This is a genomic window from Ferribacterium limneticum, from assembly GCF_020510565.1.
In the GTDB taxonomy this organism is placed as follows: domain Bacteria; phylum Pseudomonadota; class Gammaproteobacteria; order Burkholderiales; family Rhodocyclaceae; genus Azonexus; species Azonexus limneticus_B.
In genome coordinates, this window is the sequence record NZ_CP075189.1 from 1674278 (window position 1) to 1693526 (window position 19249).

General features: G+C 63.2%; 12 protein-coding genes. 4 read left to right on the forward strand and 8 right to left on the reverse strand.

What is annotated here, in order from left to right:
- The first annotated feature begins 55 nt into the window (after positions 1-55).
- From KI610_RS08085 to KI610_RS08095, 3 genes are read left to right on the forward strand one after another with little or no spacing between them, the layout of a single operon-like run.
- Positions 56-2575 carry a circularly permuted type 2 ATP-grasp protein gene (locus KI610_RS08085; protein WP_226498135.1) on the forward strand — a complete coding sequence of 840 codons (2520 nt, stop codon included), beginning with the start codon at positions 56-58 and terminating at the stop codon, positions 2573-2575.
- Between the two features lie 2 nt (positions 2576-2577).
- Complete coding sequence (locus KI610_RS08090) at positions 2578-3567, forward strand: transglutaminase family protein (RefSeq protein WP_226498136.1); 990 nt, start codon at positions 2578-2580, stop codon at positions 3565-3567.
- Positions 3567-4796, forward strand: a complete 1230-nt coding sequence (locus KI610_RS08095; RefSeq protein ID WP_226498137.1) for a TIGR03862 family flavoprotein — start codon at positions 3567-3569, stop codon at positions 4794-4796. Before KI610_RS08090 ends, KI610_RS08095 begins: the two co-directional genes overlap by 1 nt.
- Here the strand turns inward: KI610_RS08095 and KI610_RS08100 are convergent.
- The 6 genes from KI610_RS08100 to KI610_RS08125 form a co-directional block, all read right to left on the reverse strand.
- The gene (locus tag KI610_RS08100) at positions 4793-9496 is read right to left on the reverse strand and encodes a PAS domain-containing protein (RefSeq protein WP_226498138.1); all 4704 of its coding nucleotides are present in this window, start codon (positions 9494-9496) and stop codon (positions 4793-4795) included. The genes KI610_RS08095 and KI610_RS08100 overlap by 4 nt on opposite strands.
- On the reverse strand, positions 9493-12921 hold the full coding sequence (locus KI610_RS08105) for a PAS domain-containing hybrid sensor histidine kinase/response regulator (protein ID WP_226498139.1): 3429 nt from the start codon (positions 12919-12921) through the stop codon (positions 9493-9495). Before KI610_RS08105 ends, KI610_RS08100 begins: the two co-directional genes overlap by 4 nt.
- Positions 12922-12924: 3 nt before the next feature.
- Positions 12925-14010: a response regulator gene (locus KI610_RS08110; protein WP_226498529.1), complete on the reverse strand. Its 1086-nt coding sequence runs from the start codon at positions 14008-14010 to the stop codon at positions 12925-12927.
- A 230-nt stretch (positions 14011-14240) separates the two neighbouring features.
- Positions 14241-15107: a ribosome small subunit-dependent GTPase A gene (gene rsgA / locus KI610_RS08115; protein WP_226498140.1), complete on the reverse strand. Its 867-nt coding sequence runs from the start codon at positions 15105-15107 to the stop codon at positions 14241-14243.
- Positions 15107-15421 (reverse strand): cytochrome c, encoded by a 315-nt coding sequence (locus KI610_RS08120; RefSeq protein WP_226498141.1) that lies wholly within the window; start codon positions 15419-15421, stop codon positions 15107-15109. Before KI610_RS08120 ends, rsgA begins: the two co-directional genes overlap by 1 nt.
- Positions 15418-16668, reverse strand: a complete 1251-nt coding sequence (locus KI610_RS08125; protein WP_226498142.1) for a M48 family metallopeptidase — start codon at positions 16666-16668, stop codon at positions 15418-15420. Before KI610_RS08125 ends, KI610_RS08120 begins: the two co-directional genes overlap by 4 nt.
- 56 nt (positions 16669-16724) lie before the next feature.
- Between KI610_RS08125 and orn the strand changes: the two genes are divergently transcribed.
- A complete protein-coding gene (gene orn, locus KI610_RS08130; protein ID WP_226498143.1) occupies positions 16725-17270 on the forward strand; it encodes an oligoribonuclease in 546 nt (181 codons plus the stop codon).
- Between the two features lie 49 nt (positions 17271-17319).
- Here the strand turns inward: orn and KI610_RS08135 are convergent, their stop codons facing one another.
- Together KI610_RS08135 and rpmE are read right to left on the reverse strand one after the other, a co-directional pair.
- On the reverse strand, positions 17320-18954 hold the full coding sequence (locus KI610_RS08135) for an ArnT family glycosyltransferase (RefSeq protein ID WP_226498144.1): 1635 nt from the start codon (positions 18952-18954) through the stop codon (positions 17320-17322).
- A gap of 72 nt (positions 18955-19026) precedes the next feature.
- A complete protein-coding gene (gene rpmE / locus KI610_RS08140; RefSeq protein ID WP_117608274.1) occupies positions 19027-19248 on the reverse strand; it encodes a 50S ribosomal protein L31 in 222 nt (73 codons plus the stop codon).
- Position 19249 lies beyond the last annotated feature (1 nt).

The window sequence follows — 19249 nt, forward strand, 5'->3', positions numbered from 1 at the left end:
TTGACCGTGGAAACAGGCCGGAAACGGCCTGTTTTTTCTACTAGAACAAAGATAAATGGCGCGCACCCTCCTCGCAATCTACCCCCACAGTCCCCGCCGCTACGATGAAATGCTGGCCAAGGACGGGTCTGTCCGGCCGCACTGGAATCAGTTCCTGACGCATCTCGATGCGGTGACGCCGGAGGAAATGCGCCGTCGACTCGATTTTTCCGAGCAGCGCATCCAGGAAAACGGCGTGACCTACAACGTCTACGCCGATCCGAACGGGGCCGACCGGCCGTGGGCGCTCGATCCGCTGCCGCTGATCATTCCGCCCGACGAATGGGCCGAGCTGTCGGCCGCGGTCGCCCAGCGCGCCACCTTGCTCAACGCCATTCTCGACGATCTCTACGGCGAGCAGACGCTGCTCGCCGAAGGCCTGCTGCCACCGGCGCTGGTCTATGGCCAGCACGGCTACCTGTGGCCGTGCCGCGGCGTCAAGCCGCCGGGCGGCATCTGGCTGCACAATTACGCCGTCGATCTGGCGCGTTCGCCGAACGGCCGCTGGTGGGTCATCGCCGACCGTACGCAGGCCCCGTCAGGGGCGGGCTATGCGCTGGAAAACCGGCTCATCGTTTCGCGGGTTTTCCCGGAAATGTTCCGTGATCTGCGCGTCCAGCACGTCGCCGACTTCTTCCGCGACCAGCTCGACGGCCTGACTGCGTTGGCCCCGGTCGAAGGCGACGAGCAGCCGCACATGGTCCTGCTCACCCCGGGGCCGTACAACGAAACCTATTTCGAACACGCCTACCTGGCCCGCTACCTGGGTTTCCCGCTGGTCGAGGGCCAGGACCTCACGGTGCGCGGCGAAACCGTCTATCTCAAAACCCTGCGCGGTTTGAAGCGCGTGCACGTCATCCTGCGCCGTCAGGACGACGCCTATTGCGATCCGCTCGAACTGCGCGGCGAGTCGGCGCTCGGTATTCCCGGCCTGCTCAACGTGGCCCGTGCCGGGCGCGTCGTCATCGCCAATGCGCTGGGCAGCGGCCTGCTTGCTTCCGGTGCCCTGATGGGCTTCCTGCCCGCCATCTGCCGGCATCTGCTCGGCGAAAAACTGGCCATGCCGTCGGTGGCGACATGGTGGTGCGGCGAGAAGCCGGCGCTTGATTACGTCAAGGAAAACTTCGACGATCTGGTCATCAAGCCGGCCTATCCGACCCAGAACATGGAGCCGGTTTTCGGCAACGAATTGAAGGGCGAGGCGCGCGCCGAGATGCTGCGCCGGATCGAAGCACGGCCACACGCCTACGTCGCCCAGGAAATGATCAACCTGTCGCAGGCACCGACCTGGAGCCGGGCGCATGAACGTCGCCTGCTGGCCCGGCCGGTCGGCCTGCGCGCCTACGCAGTGACGACGCCGGACGGTTATTCGGTGATGCCGGGCGGCCTGGCCCGGGTGACGACCGCCGCCGGGACACGCATCATTTCGATGCAGCGCGGCGGGGCTTCGAAGGATGCCTGGGTATTGACTAATGGCCCGGTCAGCCAGTTCTCGCTGCTCAAGCCGTCGGTCGGCGTGCGTGATCTGGTGCGCGCCGGCGCCAACCTGACTTCGCGTGTCGTCGAAAACCTGTTCTGGCTCGGCCGCTACTCAGAGCGCTTCGACGACAGCGCCCGCATGCTGCGTGTCGCCTTGTCGCGCGTCGTCGTCGGCGGCGGCCAGAAGACGCCGGTAGTCATCGCGGCGATGGAATTGGCCCGACGCCTGGGCGTGCTGCCCGAGCCGGGCGAGGACACCGAAGTCAAGGAGGGCGGCGAGCACGAGTTGCTCGAGGCGATCTACGATCCCGAGCAGCCGGGCAGTCTGGCCCGCAATATCCGCGCCCTGATGTGGTCGGCAACGCATGTCCGCGAGCGCCTTTCGCTCGATCACTGGCATTCGCTCAACCGCCTGCAGCGCGATCAACAGGCGGCGCTCAAGACGCACCCGACGCTGACCGAAGCGATCGCCTTCCTCGACCGCGTGCTCGGCGTCTCGTCGTCGCTGACCGGTTTCGCCATGGACAACATGACGCGCGACGATGGCTGGCGCTTCCTGTTCATCGGCCGCCGGCTCGAACGGCTTTCCTTCCTGGCCATGATGGTCGCCCATTTTCTCCGTATGCCGGCGGCGCGCAGCCAGGGCTCGCTCGAATGGCTGCTTGAGCTGTCCGACTCGATCATCACCTACCGCTCGCGCTACTCGCGTCAGCCCGAGCTGCTGCCGGTTGTCGACCTGCTCGTTTTCGACGAGAGCAACCCGCACGGCGTGGTCTTTCAGGCCAATGTGCTGGGCAACTACCTGGAGCGCATGGGGCGCGAACTCGGCGACGATTTCGGCGCCGGTCTGGCCGCTGCGCTGGCCCGTCTGCAGGCCTTCGACCTGCACCGTCTGGAAAACATCCAGTTCGACAGTGCCCGCGATTATTCGCACTGTGAAGAACTCGCCGACCTGCTGCAAGGCCTCGATACGGCCGCCAACAAGCTCTCCGAGGCCCTCGGCATGCGCTACTTCACCCATGTCGGCGATGTCAGCCGGCAGACGATGGCGGTCTGATCATGGAACCCGTTCGCTACCGCGTCCTGCACGAAACCCGCTACGACTACGGCAGCAATGTTTCGCTGTCGCAACAGCAGCTCCACCTGTCGCCACGTGTTCTCGACTGGCAGCAGGTCGAAGAGCAGCGCATCGACATCACGCCGGTGCCGACCTGGCGCCGCGACGGCCGCGACGCCTTCGGCAACCCGGTGACCTGGATGGCCTTCCACACGCCGCATGACGAGCTGTTCATCAGTTCGGCCATGACCGTCGCCGTCATGCCGCACCTGCCCAAGGATCTCGAGGCCTCGCTGCCCTGGGAGGAGGTCCGCGACCGGCTGGCTTACGATTCGACCGATCCGATCCCGTCCGACCTCGATGCAACGCGTTTCCTGTTCGAAAGCCCGCACGTCCGCGTCAAGCACGAGCTGGCCGACTACGCCGCCGACTGCTTTCCGCCCGACAGGCCGGTGCTGGTCGGGGCGCAGGCCCTGATGGCCAAGATTTTCCGTGAATTCACTTTCGATCCCGAGGCGACCACGGTGTCGACGCCGGTCCTCGAAGTGCTCGAAAACAAACGCGGTGTCTGCCAGGACTTCGCCCACCTGATGATCGCCTGCCTGCGCGCCCTCGGCTTGGCGGCTCGTTATGTCAGCGGCTACCTGCTGACCCGGCCGCCCCCCGGCAAACCGCGCCTGATCGGTGCCGACGCCTCGCACGCCTGGGTTTCGGTCTATGCGCCGGGCAGCGACAATGACTGGGTGGATTTCGATCCGACCAACAATCTGCTGCCCAATACCGAGCACATCACGCTGGCTTTCGGCCGCGACTTCTCCGACATTTCGCCGCTGCGCGGCATCATTCTCGGCGGCGGCGGCACCGAGCCGGACGTCGCGGTGACGGTGATTCCGCTCGACGAGGAAGAGATTCCTGAAGAACTGCTCGAGGCGGAAAAGGACGAATCAGCCGAAACGCCCGAGGCGCCGGAAGCCGACGCGGACGACAAGTGATGCAGCGCGTCGCCATCATCGGCGGCGGTCCGGCCGGGCTCATGGCGGCCGAAATGCTGGCGGCGGCGATTCCCACGGTCAACCGGAAAAAAGTCGACATTTTCGAATCCATGCCCTCGGTCGGTCGCAAGTTCCTGATGGCCGGCAAGGGCGGCATGAACATCACGCATTCCGAGCCGCTGACCGATTTCATTGGGCGCTACGGAGATCGTGCCGGGCATATCGCGCCATTGCTCGACGCCTTCGGCCCGAGCCAGCTGCGTGATTGGATACACGGTCTCGGCATCGACACCTTTGTCGGTACCTCGGGCCGGGTTTTTCCGACCGACATGAAAGCGGCGCCGCTACTCCGCGCCTGGCTGCATCGCCTGCGCGGCCAGGGCGTCGGGTTTCATGTGCGCCATCGCTGGCTCGGCTGGGCGGCCGATGGCAGCCTGCGTTTTGCGACGCCGGCCGGCGAGATCGCGGTCGAGGCCGATGCGGTCATTCTGGCCCTTGGCGGCGGCAGCTGGGCCAAGCTCGGTTCGGATGGCGCCTGGGTGCCCACGCTGGCCGACCGCGGCATCGAGGTGGCGCCGCTCAAGCCCGCCAACTGCGGTTTCGACGTGGCGTGGAGCCCCTATTTCAGCGCGCGCTTCGCCGGCGCGCCGGTCAAGGCCGTCAGCGCCCATTGCTACGGTCAACCGGAAAAAAGGGGCGAATTCAACATTACGGCAAGCGGCATCGAAGGCGGTCTGATCTACGCCGTCTCGGCCCCGTTGCGTGAGGCGCTGGCCCGCGATGGCCGCGCCGTGCTGCATCTCGATCTGGCCCCTGGCCGCAGCCTGGAAAAACTGAGCGCCGACCTCTCCCGGCCGCGTGGCCGCGATTCGCTGGCCAACCATCTGCGCCGGCATGCCGGCATCGAAGGCGTCAAGGCCGGGCTGCTCCGTGAATTCTGTCGGCCGGAGACCTTCAACGTGGCGAGCGATCTCGCCGCGGCGATCAAGGCCTTGCCGCTGGCGGTGACGGCGACCCGGCCGCTCGACGAAGCGATCAGCACGGCCGGCGGCGTCACTTTCGAAGGGCTCGACGAAAACCTCATGCTGCGCTGCCAGCCCGGCGTCTTTTGTGCCGGCGAGATGCTCGACTGGGAAGCGCCAACCGGCGGCTATCTGCTCACCGCCTGTTTCGCCAGCGGTCGGGCGGCCGGGCTGGGCGCCGGTCGCTGGCTGGAGTGTCGGGCCTAGGCTTCTTGTCTGTCGGGCTGGACGGTGTCGTTGAGGAAGGCCAGCGCGCCTTCGAAATCGAAAGAGGCAACCAGTTCTTCGAAGGTCAGGTAATCCCTGCCGAGAACTTTCTTGAGCGTTTTGGCCTGCCGGCGGACGAGATCCTGGGCGCTCATTTCACCCTGTTGCAATTCGTGCCGCAGGCGTTCGAGCAGGGCCGTCGTTGCCGCCGCATCGCCTGCGTCTTCGCCCGTTTGTGCGGGCTGGGCGACGGCAGCCAATTGCTCGCGCAATGAGGCATAGGCTTGCTCGGCGGCGGCGATGAGCGGCTCAATGACAATCCTGTCTTGCCCTTGTTTGATCGCCGTTTCAAGCGTCACTGAAGTCTTGTTGATGAGCACGGCACCGAGGGTGGCCGAGACGCCTTTGAGCGAGTGGGCGAGGCGCCGGGCTTCGTCGCGGTTGCCGGCGGCCAGATTGTCGCGGATACGGGCGAAATCGGTGCTGTGGTTTTCCGAGAACTTGGTGAGCAGCCGCAGATAGCTGTCCATCCGGCCGCGCACCGACTGCAGGCCGAAGCGGCTGTCCAGTCCGACTATGCCGGAGAGTTCGTTGCTGGCGGCCGACTTGCCGTCGGCCAGCGTCGGGATGGGGGCCTTGATCGGCAGCCAGCGGGCCAGGGCGGCGAAAAGAACTTGTGGGGCGACCGGTTTGGCGACATGGTCGTTCATGCCGGCGGCCAGGCAGGTGTCGCGATCCTCGTCGAAGGCATTGGCCGTCATCGCCAGGATGGGGATTTTCCCCCAGCCGGGCAGGGCGCGAATCTGGCGGGTGGCTTCGAGGCCATCCATGACCGGCATCTGCATGTCCATGAGGACCAGATCGTAATGCCGCCGGCGAGCCAGATTGACGGCCTGGCTACCATCGACGGCGAGGTCGACCTTGAGTCCGGCCGAGTGCAGCAATTCGCTGGCGACTTCGGCGTTGATCGCATTGTCTTCGGCCATCAGGACATGCGCCCCGCGCTGGTGGCTGGGCGAGGGGGCGACCACCGTCGCCGGCGCTTGCTGTTTTTCATCGGCCACGCCAAGGCGGGCGGTAAACCAGAAGGTGCTCCCCGTGCCGGGCTGGCTGTCTACGCCGATTTCACCGTGCATCGCTTCGGCCAGCCGGCGGCTGATCGCCAGACCCAGGCCGGTGCCGCCATAGCGGCGGGTGGTCGAGGTGTCGCCCTGTTCGAAGGGCCGGAAGAGCCTGGCCAGACCTTCAGGGGGAATGCCGATACCGGTGTCGGTTACCTCGCAGCGGATCATGGCGTTGCCATCGGCGCGACCGAGCAGGCGCATGCGGACGGCGATCGTTCCGCTGTGGGTGAACTTGATCGCATTGGAGAGGAAGTTGAGCAAGATCTGCTGGACGCGCAGCGGGTCGCCGAGCAGGGTGGCCGGCAGGGCCGGGTCAACATCGCAATTGATCGGCAGGTGCTTGGCCTGGGCGCGTTCGGCCACCATCTCGCAGGTTGTGGCGCAGACGTTGGCAAGCGAGAAACCGGTATGTTCCAGGAGCAGCTTGTCGGCTTCGATCTTCGATAGGTCGAGCACATCGTTGATGATGCCCATCAGGTGCTGGGCCGCCTCGGCGACCTTGCCCAACCTGTCCTGTTGCTCGCTGTTGCCGGCACTGCGCTGGGCGATGTGGGTAAGGCCGATGATGGCATTCATCGGCGTCCGGATCTCATGGCTGATATTGGCCAGGAAGGCGCTCTTGGCCCGGCTGGCCGACTCGGCTTCATCCTTGGCCTGGATCAGTTGCTCGGTACGGTCGGCGACCAGCGTCTCGAGGTGATGACGATAGTTCTCGAGTTCGGACTGGATGCGCTTTTTCTCGGTGATGTCTTCCTTGATGGCGAGATAGTGCGTGATCACCCCATCCTGCTGGCGTACCGGCGAGATGATGGCGAATTCGATGAAGCTGGAACCATCCTTGCGCCGGTTGATGAATTCACCGCGCCAGGTTTTTCCTTCAACGAGTGTTGCCCACAAGCTGGTATAGGTTTCCCCCGGCGTTTCCGTGGACTGCAGCAGGCTTGGTTTCTTGCCGATGACTTCTTCGCGGCTGTAGCCGGTGTTGCTGACGAAGGCGTCGTTGACGTACTCGATTTCGGCACGGATGTTGGTGATGACGATGCTGTGCGGACTTTGCTCGATGGCCAGCGACAGCTTGCTCAACTGTTCCTCGGCCTGGTGACGTTCGGTGACATCCTGCACCGTGCCCACCGCGAATACCGCCTGGCCGGACGGGTCAAAGCGGACATTGGCCCGCTCACGGACCCAGCGCAGTTCGCCATTGACGAGGATACGATGCTCGCTGTCGTAGCTGGCGCCGGCCAGGGCTGCCTGCCAGTCGGTCAGGACGCGTTCCCGGTCATCAAGGTGGATACGTTCGAGAAAGTCGGCCAGCCGCAACGGGTGATCGTGCGGGAGAGCGAATATCTGATAGACCTCGGCGCTCCAGTTGAGTTTGTCGTTGACGATGTCCAGCGTCCAGCTGCCGAGATGGGCGACGGCCTGGGCCTCTTTCAGTTCCGCCTCGCTCTGGCTCAGGCGCTGCTCGAACTGCTTGCGCTCGGTAATGTCCTGGCTCGTGCCGAACAGCCGGCTGACCCGGCCATTGCTGCCATAGGCAATCTGGCCGACGGTGTGGATCCAGCGCTCCTGGCCATCATTGCGGCGGATCAGGCGGTATTCGTTGTCGAATGCCTGGCCGCCGCGGAAGACGTGGTCGCGCGAGTAATCGCTCATGCGCGCCCGGTCTTCGGGATGGATCAGTTGCCGCCAGCCCTCGGTGTCGAGCAGCGCGTCCGCCGCGATGCCGAATATTTCGTTGTGCGTCGGCGAACCGGTCAGGCAGTCGGTCGCGGCGTCGAAAGTGAAGTGGCCAAGCCGTGCCAGACGTTGGGCCTGGAGCAGCATGGCTTCGCTTTGGGCCAGCGTTTGCCGCGAGCGCTGCATGCTCATGCCGAGGCCGAGTTCGCCGGCAAGGTTGCCGAGCAGGGCGATTTCCTCGTCGGTAAACGGGTCGACCGTGGCCGAATAGAGATTCAGGATGCCGGTGACCTGTCCGTCAATGCGCAGCGGCAGTGCAATCGTCGCGCGAAATCCTTGCTCCCGCGCCGCCGAGCGCCATGGCGCGAACGACGGATCGTCATCGATGTTGCGGATGATGGCCGGGATGCCGCTGCGGGCGGCGCGGCCACTCGGACCACGGCCGCCCGGCGTATCGTCCCAGCTGACTTGCAGATTGCTCAGATACTGTTCGCTCAGCCCCGAACTGGCTTTCGGCACGATGCTTTTCTTGTCATCCTGGGTCAGTTCGCCGACCCAGGCCATCAGATAGCCACCGACTTCAACCAGGACGGTGCACACCTCGGTCAGCATCTGCTGGGTATCGTTGTAGCGGACCAGAGCCTGGGCGACGCCGCTCATCATGCGCAGGGCGCGGTTCTGACTGGTGATTTGCTGGCGGGTCACCTGGCGTTCGGTGATGTCGTTGACTACGCCCGTTGTCACGACGGGGCTATTGTCGGCACCATGTTCGACGATGCAGCTGCGATCCTCCACCCAGAGCCAATGCCCGTTGTTGTGGCGAATCCGGTATTCGAGAACCCGGGAATGATTTTTCGGGCGATTTTTGTCGTTGACCGTGGGAACCAGCAAATGCCGGTCATCGGGATGTATCCACTCCATCCACTCGGCCTTCGTCTGCGGCGCGTTGGCGCGGCTATGGCCGAGCATGGCCAGCAGGCCATTGCTGGCGATCAGGCTGCCGCTCTTGTGGCTGTATTCCCAACTGCCGGCGGCGGCGCCGTCGAGCGCCAGACGCAGGTGGGTTTCGAGGCGCAGCCGCTCGCGTTCCTGCTGGGTCTGGAAGATCGCGCCTTCCAGATGTTCCTGCGCCAACTGCTCGAACAGCCGGCGCTGGCTGATGACGCCAAGAATCCGGCCGTCATGGGCGAGGACGACCATGTGCCGAAGGCGGAAGCGATTCATCATTTCCAGGGCCGTGCTCACCGCCGCATCGACATTGACGCTACGCAAGGGAGCGCTCATTGCTTCACGCAAGGTGGTGGCGTGGAGTTGCTGACAGGTGCAGATCAGGCGCGGGATGTCGCGTTCGGTAATGATGCCGAGTGGTTTGCCATCCTCGACGATGATCAGGTAGTCGGCGGCATGCTCGATCATGCTGGCCAGGGCATCGCCAAGTGTCGCGGCGGGCGGCAGGTTGGGGATGTTCTTGTCCATGCTGCCTTCAACCGTTCGCAGGTGGCGAAAGGCGTCGCTGCCCAGGCGCAGGCGAAAATCGGTGTCGCTGACGATGCCGCAGACCTGGCCGGCTGCATCGGTAACGACGAGGTGGTGGATGCCGTGTTCCTCGCCGAAGTGGCGGGCGCTGGCCAGGTCGAGATCGGCCGGAGCGCAGATCAGCGGGTGCGACATGATGGCATCGAGTCGGACATCGTCCGAACGGTGCGCATGCAGGGTACGCAGGATGCCGCTTTCGGTGATGATACCCAGCACTTTTCCCGCGTCCATGACGAGCAGGCAGGAAATATGTTCCCCGGCCATCAGTTGCGCAGCTTCGCGCAGCGTGGCGTGCGGCGGCAGGCTATGCACGTGGCTGCTCATGATGTCGTGCAGCGTGATCGCGGGATTTGCGCTCATTTACCTTCCGTTTTCGTCGCAGCAATGATCGGCGACAGGGCGCCCGCTGTTTCCTGCACGCGTTCGCCCAGGGTCACGACCAGGCGATCTATTTCAGGGCGCTCAGCGGATTGGCGCAAAGCTTCATTGAGGGCCTGCGCGGCTTCGTAGATTCCGTTCAGGCCAAGGGTTCCCGAGACGCCCTTGAGGCTGTGGGCAATGTGCCCGGCCTGCGCGAGGTCGCCGCTGTTCAGGGCGGCGCTGATTTTGTCGCCGTCGTCGCCATGCGTGTCGAGGAAAATGCCGAGCAAGCGCAAATAACTCGGCAGCTTGCCGCGCATAGCCTGCAGGCCGTAGGCGCTATCGAGCCCGGGGACTTTTTCGAGGGCGGCGATGGTGGTCTGCGCCGCATCGGATGAGGCCGGCAGAGCAGGCGCCGGAGCGTGACTGTTGGCGGTTTCGATGACGACCGGCGTCAGCCATTTGATCAGCGTGGTGTAGAGATTGCCCGGGTTGACCGGTTTGGCGACATGGTCGTTCATGCCGGCATCGAGGCAGCGCTGACGGTCCTCGCCGAAGGCATTGGCGGTCATGGCCAGAATGGGCACCCGGCGGCCAGCGGGATTCTCACGAATCAGACGGGTGGCGGTCAGGCCATCCATGACCGGCATCTGGATATCCATCAGGATCAGATCGTAGGCTGTTTCGGCTGCCATTTTTACGGCTTCTTTCCCGTTGACCGCAAGATCGGCCTGCAGGCCGACCCCGCGCAGCAACTCGAGTGCTACCTCCTGATTGATCGCGTTGTCTTCGACGAGAAGAATGCGGGCATGGGCGTATTCGCTGCTGATCACCCGTTCCGCTTCGTCAGCCGAGAGGCGTGGCGTCGAGATGTCGGTAGCGGATGTTCCGACCTGCAGGCGGGCGGTAAACCAGAAGGTGCTGCCCTGGCCGAGGGTGCTCGTCACACCGGCTTCGCCACCCATCAGATGGGCGAGACGGTGGGCGATGGCCAGCCCGAGTCCGGTGCCGCCAAAACGTCGGGTCGGTGAGTTGTCGGCTTGTTCGAAGGCTTTGAAAAGCCGGCCTTGCTGTTCGGGCGGGATGCCGATGCCGGTGTCGGATACGGCAAAACGCACGAGCAGCTTGTCGGCCTCGGCCGTGACCAGATTGACGGAGACTGAAATGCTCCCCTTTTCGGTAAACTTGACTGCGTTGCCGAGGTAATTGAGCAGAACCTGGCCAATGCGCAGCGGGTCGCCACGCAGCACGGGGGGCAGCGCCGGGTCGATTTCCTGGAGGTACTGGAGGCCCCGTGATTGCAGGCGGTCGAGCACCAGTTCGGCGGTATTGTCGAGGACGCGCGAGAGGAGAAAATCGACCGGGGCGAGTTCCAGCTTGCCGGCCTCGATCTTCGAGATGTCGAGGATCTGGTTGATGATCGCCAGCAGATGGCGTGCCGCATCGGCCACCTTGTTCAGGCGCGCGAGTTGTTCGACATCCTGGGTGTGGTGCTCGGCAAGGTGGGTGAGCCCGATGATGGCATTCATCGGCGTGCGGATTTCGTGGCTCATGTTGGCCAGGAAGTCGCTTTTCGCGCGGTTGGCCTGTTCGGCTGCCTCCTTGGCTGCCTCCAGTTCCGTGGTTCGCGCGTCGACTAGCTCTTTGAGATGCTCGCGATGCTGCTCGAGTTCCGCTGCCGTCCGTTTGGCTTCGGTGATGTCCTGCCAGATGGCGGATATTTTGATGCTGTCGCCGACGCTGACGGCCGAGGCAGCGACACGGGCGACCTGGACGCTGCCGTCGTGGCGGCGGTGCCGGCGCTCGAACGTGGCGCTGCCCTGGCGAATGATTTCGGCCAGGAAGGCGCGAAGCTCGGTCTCAGTGGTTTCCACCTGCAGGTCGAGCAGATTCATTCCGGTAAATTCAGCGCGGAGGTAGCCGAGGTTGTGGATGATGGCGTCGTTGATTTCTATGAAGCCCAGCGTCTCGGGATCGATCAGGCAGATGCCGTCGTTGGCATGGGTGACGATGCTGCGGAAGATCTCTTCACGTTCGCGCAATGCTTGTTCGGCGGCTCGGCGTTCCGAGACGTCGATGATGTAGACGACGAGATGCGGTTCGCCGTTTACATCGATCCTGGCGGCAGAAAGGCTGATGCGTCGCTGGCGACCATCGCGGCCGGTGGCGATGCTTTCAAAATCGACGACGTAGCCATCGCGGCGGAGTATCTCGACCATCCGGGCTCGATCCTCGGCCTTCCAGAGTCCGGCCTCGATGGTCGTTTTGCCGAGCAGATCTTCACGTGTCGCACTGTATTCGCTGAGCAGTTGTTCGTTGACGTCGATCATTTTTCCATCGGCGACGCGGGTGATGCAGGCGGCAACCGGCGCGGCGCGGAAGGCGATGGCCAGTCGCTCTTGCAACTGGGCGATTTGTTCCGCCGCCCGTTTGCGCTCGGAAATGTCGAGGACAAAAGAGAGCACATACGGGTTGCCACCCAGGTGCACGACTTCGGCGGAGAGGCTTATCTGGAGCGGCGTTCCATCGCGTCGCCGCCACTCGGTCTGATAGTCCTGGAGCAGACCCGTTTCCATCAGCCTGGCGCGCCAGCTCTCCCTGGCCGCGGCGTTCGGCCACAAATTGAAGGTCAGGGAACTCTTGCCGACCAGCTCCTCGCGTTTCCAGCCGAGAAGGTCCAGGTAGCGCGGGTTGACCTCGAGGAAGGTGCCGTCGTCCAGCGTGCTCAACGAAATGGCCGCCGGGCTGCCGTTGAAGGCGACAGTAAAGCGTTCCTGCAATTCGTGGTTCCGGGTCATGTCGCGGCCGATGCCGAGGACGCCGATCAGATGCCCGGCGCTGTCGTGGATCGGCGCCTTGGTGGTTTCCAGCAGTTCGCGATGGCCATCGCTGGCGAAGGTCACCCATTCGTCGTTGCGGCAAGGTCCTTTGGCGAGCAGCGCGGCGAGATCGTTGGCGCGGAAGAATCTGGCCAGTTCGGGATCGACGAAATCGAAGTCGGTTTTCCCCCGGATGCTGGCTTCGTCGGCTCCGAAAAACTGTTCGAAGCGTTTGTTGCAACTGATATAGACCCCGTCGGGGTCTTTCAGCCAGACGAGGTCGGGCATGGTGTCGAAGAGGGCACGCAGGTGGCCGCGTTCGTGTTCGAGAGCGGCCTTGGCATCCTCGGCAACCGTCCGGCGGGCCAGGCTGTCACGGAGCAGGCGATAGAGCAGTGCGCTGAGGAGTGCGGCCGTAATGGCGATGAAAAACCAGCCTTTGAGCATGCTGATCGTGAGCCTTGTCTCGGCATCGGGCACGAGGTAGGCCAGGAGTTGGTCAGACACCAGAATCCACAGCGCAGCCAGGGCAATATAGGGCAGCACCACCTGGGCGATTGCCCGGTGTAGCTCTTTTTGCTGGCTGCGGCGACGGGCGCTGGGCATCGTCTATTCGGCGTACATCTTGGCGATGCTCATGAAGGCGGGGTATTCACGAACGAAGGCGTCGACCACGTCGGGATCGAAATGGCTGGCGCGGCCGTCGACGATGATGCGGTAGGCGTCGTCAAAGGAGAAAGCCGGCTTGTAGACGCGTTTGCAGGTCAGGGCGTCGAAAACATCGGCCAGCGCCATGAGGCGGGCGGCAATCGGGATACTGTCGCCGGCCAGTCCGTCCGGGTAGCCGCTGCCATCCCATTTTTCGTGGTGGGAGCGGGCGATGAGCTTGGCGATGGCAAGAAACTCGACCGGCTTGTCGGCATCGGCCTCGGCTTGGGCAATGGCGTTGCTGCCCAGTTCGGCATGGGTTTTCATGATTTCCCACTCTTCCGGCGTCAGTTTGCCGGGCTTGAGGAGGATGTGGTCGGGGATGCCGACCTTGCCGATGTCGTGAAGGGGGGCGGACTGGGCCAGGGCGTTGATGGTCCGCTCGTCGAGATAGCCGGAGAAACGCGGATTGTCACGCAGCGCCCTGGCCAGGGTCAGGACGTATTCCTGCGTTCGGCGCAGGTGCTTGCCGGTTTCCGGGTCGCGCGTCTCGGCCAGGCGGGCCAGGGCGTGGATACTGACTTCCTGGATAAGCTGGTTTTCGCCCATGCGGCGAACGACTTCGGCTTCGAGATAGCTGTTCTGGTCGTGCAGGATGTCGCGCGCCTGCTTGAGTTCGAGTTGGGTGCGGATGCGGGCGAGGACGATGCTGGGGCGGATCGGCTTGGTGATGTAATCGACGGCGCCATGGTCGAGACCGCGCTCTTCATCCTCGGTGCCGTCCATGGCCGTGACGAAGATGACCGGGATATTCCGCGTCGCCGGGGCGGCGCGCAATTCGGCGAGGACTGCGTAGCCGTCCATTTCCGGCATCATCACATCGAGCAGGATGAGGTCCGGTGTCGGCGTGCCGAGCGCGATCTGCAGCGCTCGCCGGCCGGAGTTGGCGGCACGCACCCGGTAGGAGGGTTGCAGTAATTCACCGAGAACGCTGAGGTTCTCCGGGGTGTCGTCCACGATGAGGATGGTTGGCGGGTTGGCACCCATTTCCTGTCTCCAGTCGCCGATCATGGCGAATTTCACAGAATTATCACCTTGTGGGCAGGAAATTGCTATGGCGGAAAACCCCTCCACGACTTACTGGGGGGAGTTTCGGTTCGTACGTGAGCCAAAACAGATTTCAATTTTGGCCAGAATTTCCGGTTGACCGTAGGAATGATGCAAAGGCTTGGCTGGCGCGCCAAAACAGGTCAGCGTGCGCCAATGTGGCCTGGTGGTCAGCTATTGCGTTGGTTGCCAACAATGCGGTGATAGGTGGAAAAGCGCGAGTTTTCGATTTTTCCCGCGTCGACGGCAGCAATCAGGGCGCAGTCCGGCTCGCGGTTGTGATGACAGTCACGGAAACGGCACTGACCGAGATAGGGGCGAAATTCCGGAAAGGATTGTTCAATTTCCAGCCGGTCGAGGTGGCCCAGGCCGAATTCCTGCAAGCCGGGCGAATCGATCAGATGGCTGTCGGTATCGAGGTGGTAGAGCGTGGCGTGGGTTGTCGTGTGCTTGCCGGAGTCGAGTGCCTGCGATATTTCGCGGGTGGCGGCTCGGGCTTCGGGGATCAGCGCATTGACCAGCGTCGACTTGCCCATGCCGGATTGGCCAACGAGTACGCTGGTCTGGTTGGCAAGGTAGGGGCGCAGGTCTTCGGCGTGTTCGAGGGCAGACAGTTCGAGGACGCGGTAACCAAGGTCGGCGAGCACCGCCAGGCGTTGGCGCGCGGCTGGCAGCTTGTCGGCGAGGTCGCACTTGTTGAGGACGATGAGCGGCTCGATTTCCTCGCTTTCGGCCGCCACGAGGGCACGGGCAATCAGCTCGTCGGAAAAGGCCGGTTCGGTGGCGACGACGATGACCAGTTGATCGACATTGGCGGCGATCAGTTTCTGGCGGATTTCGTTGGAGCGGTAGAGCAGGCTGGTGCGTGGCTGGATGGCTTCGATGACGCCCTGGTCGTCTGAGGTTTGCTTGATATCGACGCGATCACCGCAGGCGACATCGCTTTTCTTGCCGCGCGGGAAGCAGGGCAGGCGTGAGCCATCGGCCAGTTCGACGACGTACTGGCGGCCGTGGGCGGCAATGACGCGGCCTTCCATCAGTCTTTGAAGTGGTAGTACTGCTGGTTCAGATAGGCGGCAACTTCGGCTTCTTCTTCCGGGAACCAGCCGGCCTTGACCTGCGAGTTGCAGGTGGCGACGCGTTGCAGGACATCGAGCTGGGTCGATAGCAGTCGCCCGTCGCGGGTGTACATCTTGCTGCCATCGCCGCCGTAGAGGCGGACATGGCAGGCGACACAGGCCTTGTCGTGGTGTTCCTTGCCGACTTTGGGGTCGGCATTGCCCCACGGCTCGGCGGCCAGTACCGGGAAGGAGATCAGGGAGCTGGCAAGCAGTGCGTTGACTGTTTTCATGCGGGTTTCTCCTGAATTTGCAGGTGCGCGATGCGCTGCGCGGCCGGCGGGTGGGAATCGTTGAACAACGAGTGTAACGGGTCGGGCGTCAGGGTTGAAGCATTGTCCTGATAGAGCTTGACCAGGGCGCGGATAAGGTCGCTGGCAGCGGCGTGTTGAGCCGCGTAGGCGTCGGCCTCGAATTCGTGGCGACGGGACAAATGACTCATCAGTGGGGTAAGCAAAAAGGTGAAGACCGGCATGACCAGGAAGAACAGGATGAGGGCAAGCGTTGTGTTCTGCGCCGATACGCCAAGCCCGGCGTAGAACCATGGGGCGTCGATTAGTTGGCCAAGCAGCCAGAGGAAGCCGAGCGAGCCGGCGAACATCAGGACCATGCGCTTGACGACGTGTTTTTTGCGGAAATGGCCGAGTTCGTGGGCCAGCACGGCTTCGACTTCCGGTGGTTCAAGGCGGGAGAGCAGGGTATCGAAAAAGACGATGCGCTTGGTGTTGCCGAAGCCGGTGAAATAGGCGTTGCCGTGGCTCGAACGCTTTGATCCGTCCATGATGAACAGGCCGGAGGAGCGGAAGCCGCAGCGGGTGAGCAGGGCTTCGATGCGTGATTTCATTTCGCCGTCTTCAAGTGGCGAGAACTTGTTGAAGAGCGGCGCGATCCAGGTCGGGTAAACGAACATGATGAGCAGGTTGAAACCGCTCCAGAACAGCCAGACGTAAAGCCACCAGTACTGGCCCATGGCGCCCATCAGCCAGAGTACGGCGGCGATGACCGGGGCGCCGATGGCGATGCCGAGCACGGTTTGCTTGAGCAGGTCGGCGAAGAACAGGCCGAGGGTCATGCGGTTGAAGCCGTGCCGGGCTTCGATGACGAACTGGCTGTAGAGCGACAGCGGCAGGTCGATCAGGCCGGAAATGATCATGACGCTGAAGATCATGGCCAGGCCGTAGGCGAGGCCGTCCAGGCGGAGTGACCAGAAATCGTGCAGGACAGCAAGACCGCCACCGAGGGTAAAGGCCAGAAGCAGCACAGCCTCAATCAGCGTGCCGACAATGGCCGTCTTGCTGCGGTCGACGGTGTAATCAGCCGCTTTTTGATGCGCCGGCAGGGCAATGCGTTCGGCGAAATCAGCCGGCACGGCATTGCGATGGGCGGCGACGAAACGGATGTGGCGCAGTTTGAGCCAGAGGCGGACTGCTACGGTCAACCCGAAAAAAAGGAGAAAAATGAAAGTGAAGTCAGGTGTCACGGATGGGGGACCAAAGCTGTGCGAAAATCGCGGTTTTCAAGGATTCGGGCAATTATATGGCAGGCACTGCAAACAACCTCGTCTGGCTGGACATGGAAATGACCGGTCTGAACCCGGATGGCGACCGCATTATCGAAATGGCCATGGTCGTCACCAATTCGGAGCTCGAAATGGTCGCCGAATCGCCCGCCTGGGTTGTCCATCAATCCGACGAAATCCTCGCCGGCATGGATGATTGGAACCAGAAAACCCACGGTCGTTCCGGTCTGATCGACAAGGTCAAGGCATCGACGATGAATGAGGCTGAAGTCGAAGCCCAGGCGCTCGAGTTTTTGAAGAAATATTCGCTGGCCGGCCACTCGCCGATGTGTGGAAACTCGATCGGCCAGGATCGTCGTTTCATGGCCCGCTACATGCCGACGCTGGAAGCCTTTTTCCATTACCGGAATCTTGATGTCAGCACCCTCAAGGAGCTCTGCAAGCGCTGGCAGCCGGAGATCTACAAAGGCTTCAAGAAAAAGAGCAAGCACACGGCGCTGGCCGATATTTACGAATCAATCGATGAAATGAAGTATTACCGCGAGCACTTCCTGAAGGGGTAATCGCACCGCAACCGCTGCACCCCAAGCTTGCTTTTTGCCGGGTGCGCGCTCAGCGCCGGAAGAGACGGAAAGTTTCCTTGCGGTCGCCGGGGCGGTTGCCTTCCCAGACCTTGGTCCACTTGCCGTTCGGTGCCGCCAGTTCGCTGCGCGTGTCGCCGACGACCAGGAGCCAGTTGCAAGCCTGTCCGGTCTTTGAGTTTTCGTTTGTCGGTTCGATGCCGACGAAATAGGACAGCGAGGCAAGCTGGGTTTGATTCAGCCCACGCTCGGCCAGGCAGCCGTGATCAGCCGGCAAGGTCTGAGCAATAGCCTGGGCGACCGGGCGATAGGATTTGTTGAAGTCGAACCACGGCATGATCAGCGTCGTCGCCAGCAGCCACAGCGTCGTGCAACCCAGCGTCCAGTGCGTCAAGCTGCGATACGGCGAGCGCGGCGCGGTGACGATCAGCCAGATCCACCACGCGGTTGCGGCCAGGCCGACGACCAGGGCCAGCAGATCGAATTGACCGACGAAGCCGGGGCGCAGCACCACGGCGCGCTTGGCCATTTGCCCCGGCCAGCCAAGGGCCATGGCGGACCAGCCGAGCCAGACGATGCCAATGAACAGGCTGAAGGTCGACATCGCGAACCAGTCGAAGGCATTGGCTGCCCCACGGCGCAAGGCCAAAGCCCCTGGTGTGGCGAGCAGCGCCAGCGGCGGCAACAGAAGCAGGGCGGGAATCTGGCGCGGACGGTAGGCCCAGGCCAGCAGCAACAAGGTAAGCAACAGAAAGACAAGCGGCAGCAACTGCGCCGGCGCCTTGATCTCCTTGCGCCTGAGGCGCAGCGTCCATATTGCCAAGGGAAAGGCAGGGAAGGCGAACCACGGCAGCATGGCAATGAAACGGCCACCACCATCAAGGGAAAATGGCGTTTTCAACGGTGTCAGTTCGGTGGCCAGCCAGCCGTGGAAGCGAGCCGGTTCCAGATTGAGCAGCAGCAAGGGCCAGGGCAGGATCAGCACAGTCGCGATGGCCAGGCCGATGAGCAGGGTGTGCAGGGCCTTCGGCCGGTCCGGCGACAACCACCAGGCGACGGGCGCGATGGCCAGCAAGGGCAGGGTCGGGGCGATGCCGGTGCCGAGCAGGCAGCCAGCCACGGCGAGGCCGTAGAAAATGCCGGTCAGGCGCGGTTTGCGGCCGATGGCAGCGAGCCCGCCGAGTCCGCCGGCATAGGCGGCGAGCGCGATGAGCATCGGCTGTGCGTCGTGGGCGTGGAAGAGCAGGCCGGCACAGCCGGCGAGCAGCAGCGGGCTGGCTGCCGCATTGTCCTCGCCATACAGTTCGCGGCCGGCGTAATAAAGACCCATGAGCGCCAGCGCCACCCAGATGCCGCTGGCCAGACGCATCGCTTCATGCAACGGCAACAGGCCGCCGAACAGCATGCCGGTCAGTGCGGCGCTCCAGTAGTAGAGCGGCGGTTCGTGGAAGGGGCGGCCAGCGATGTCGGGCGATAGCCAGTCACTGTAGTTCAGCATGTGCCAGGCGGCGCCAATGTGGATGGCGTCCTCGCCCTTCCACGGGTCGCGGCCGAACAGGCCGGCCAGCACGTAGAAGGCAAGGATGGCAGCGAGCACCCAGCCGGCCGGCGGCAGGCGGATGCCCCGACGCAAGGTGTCGCGAATCAGCGTGAGCGAGTCAGGCATGAGTCAGAGAATCTTTGCCAGAAATGAAAAAGGCAGCCATAAGGCTGCCTTTTATACCGTAATTCGTGCCGATCAGGCAGCAGCCTTGCCGCGCATGGCGCCGAATTTCTGGTTGAAGCGTTCAACACGGCCGGCGGTGTCGACGATCTTCTGCTTGCCGGTGTAGAACGGGTGGCAGAGCGAACAAACTTCGACGTGAAGGGCCTTCTTCATGGTCGACTTGGTCGTGAAGGTGCTGCCGCAGGAGCAGGTCACCTGAATCTCGTTGTAATCCGGATGGATATTGGCTTTCATC

What these genes read in the sequence shown, in the direction of transcription:
- KI610_RS08085 (WP_226498135.1), top strand. Translation starts at nt 56, where the DNA reads ATGGCGCGCACCCTCCTCGCAATCTACCCCCACAGTCCCCGCCGCTAC.
- KI610_RS08090 (WP_226498136.1), top strand. Translation starts at nt 2,578, where the DNA reads ATGGAACCCGTTCGCTACCGCGTCCTGCACGAAACCCGCTACGACTAC.
- KI610_RS08095 (WP_226498137.1), top strand. Translation starts at nt 3,567, where the DNA reads ATGCAGCGCGTCGCCATCATCGGCGGCGGTCCGGCCGGGCTCATGGCG.
- KI610_RS08100 (WP_226498138.1), bottom strand. Translation starts at nt 9,496, where the DNA reads ATGAGCGCAAATCCCGCGATCACGCTGCACGACATCATGAGCAGCCAC.
- KI610_RS08105 (WP_226498139.1), bottom strand. Translation starts at nt 12,921, where the DNA reads ATGCCCAGCGCCCGTCGCCGCAGCCAGCAAAAAGAGCTACACCGGGCA.
- KI610_RS08110 (WP_226498529.1), bottom strand. Translation starts at nt 14,010, where the DNA reads ATGGGTGCCAACCCGCCAACCATCCTCATCGTGGACGACACCCCGGAG.
- rsgA (WP_226498140.1), bottom strand. Translation starts at nt 15,107, where the DNA reads ATGGAAGGCCGCGTCATTGCCGCCCACGGCCGCCAGTACGTCGTCGAA.
- KI610_RS08120 (WP_226498141.1), bottom strand. Translation starts at nt 15,421, where the DNA reads ATGAAAACAGTCAACGCACTGCTTGCCAGCTCCCTGATCTCCTTCCCG.
- orn (WP_226498143.1), top strand. Translation starts at nt 16,725, where the DNA reads ATGGCAGGCACTGCAAACAACCTCGTCTGGCTGGACATGGAAATGACC.
- KI610_RS08135 (WP_226498144.1), bottom strand. Translation starts at nt 18,954, where the DNA reads ATGCCTGACTCGCTCACGCTGATTCGCGACACCTTGCGTCGGGGCATC.
- rpmE (WP_117608274.1), bottom strand. Translation starts at nt 19,248, where the DNA reads ATGAAAGCCAATATCCATCCGGATTACAACGAGATTCAGGTGACCTGC.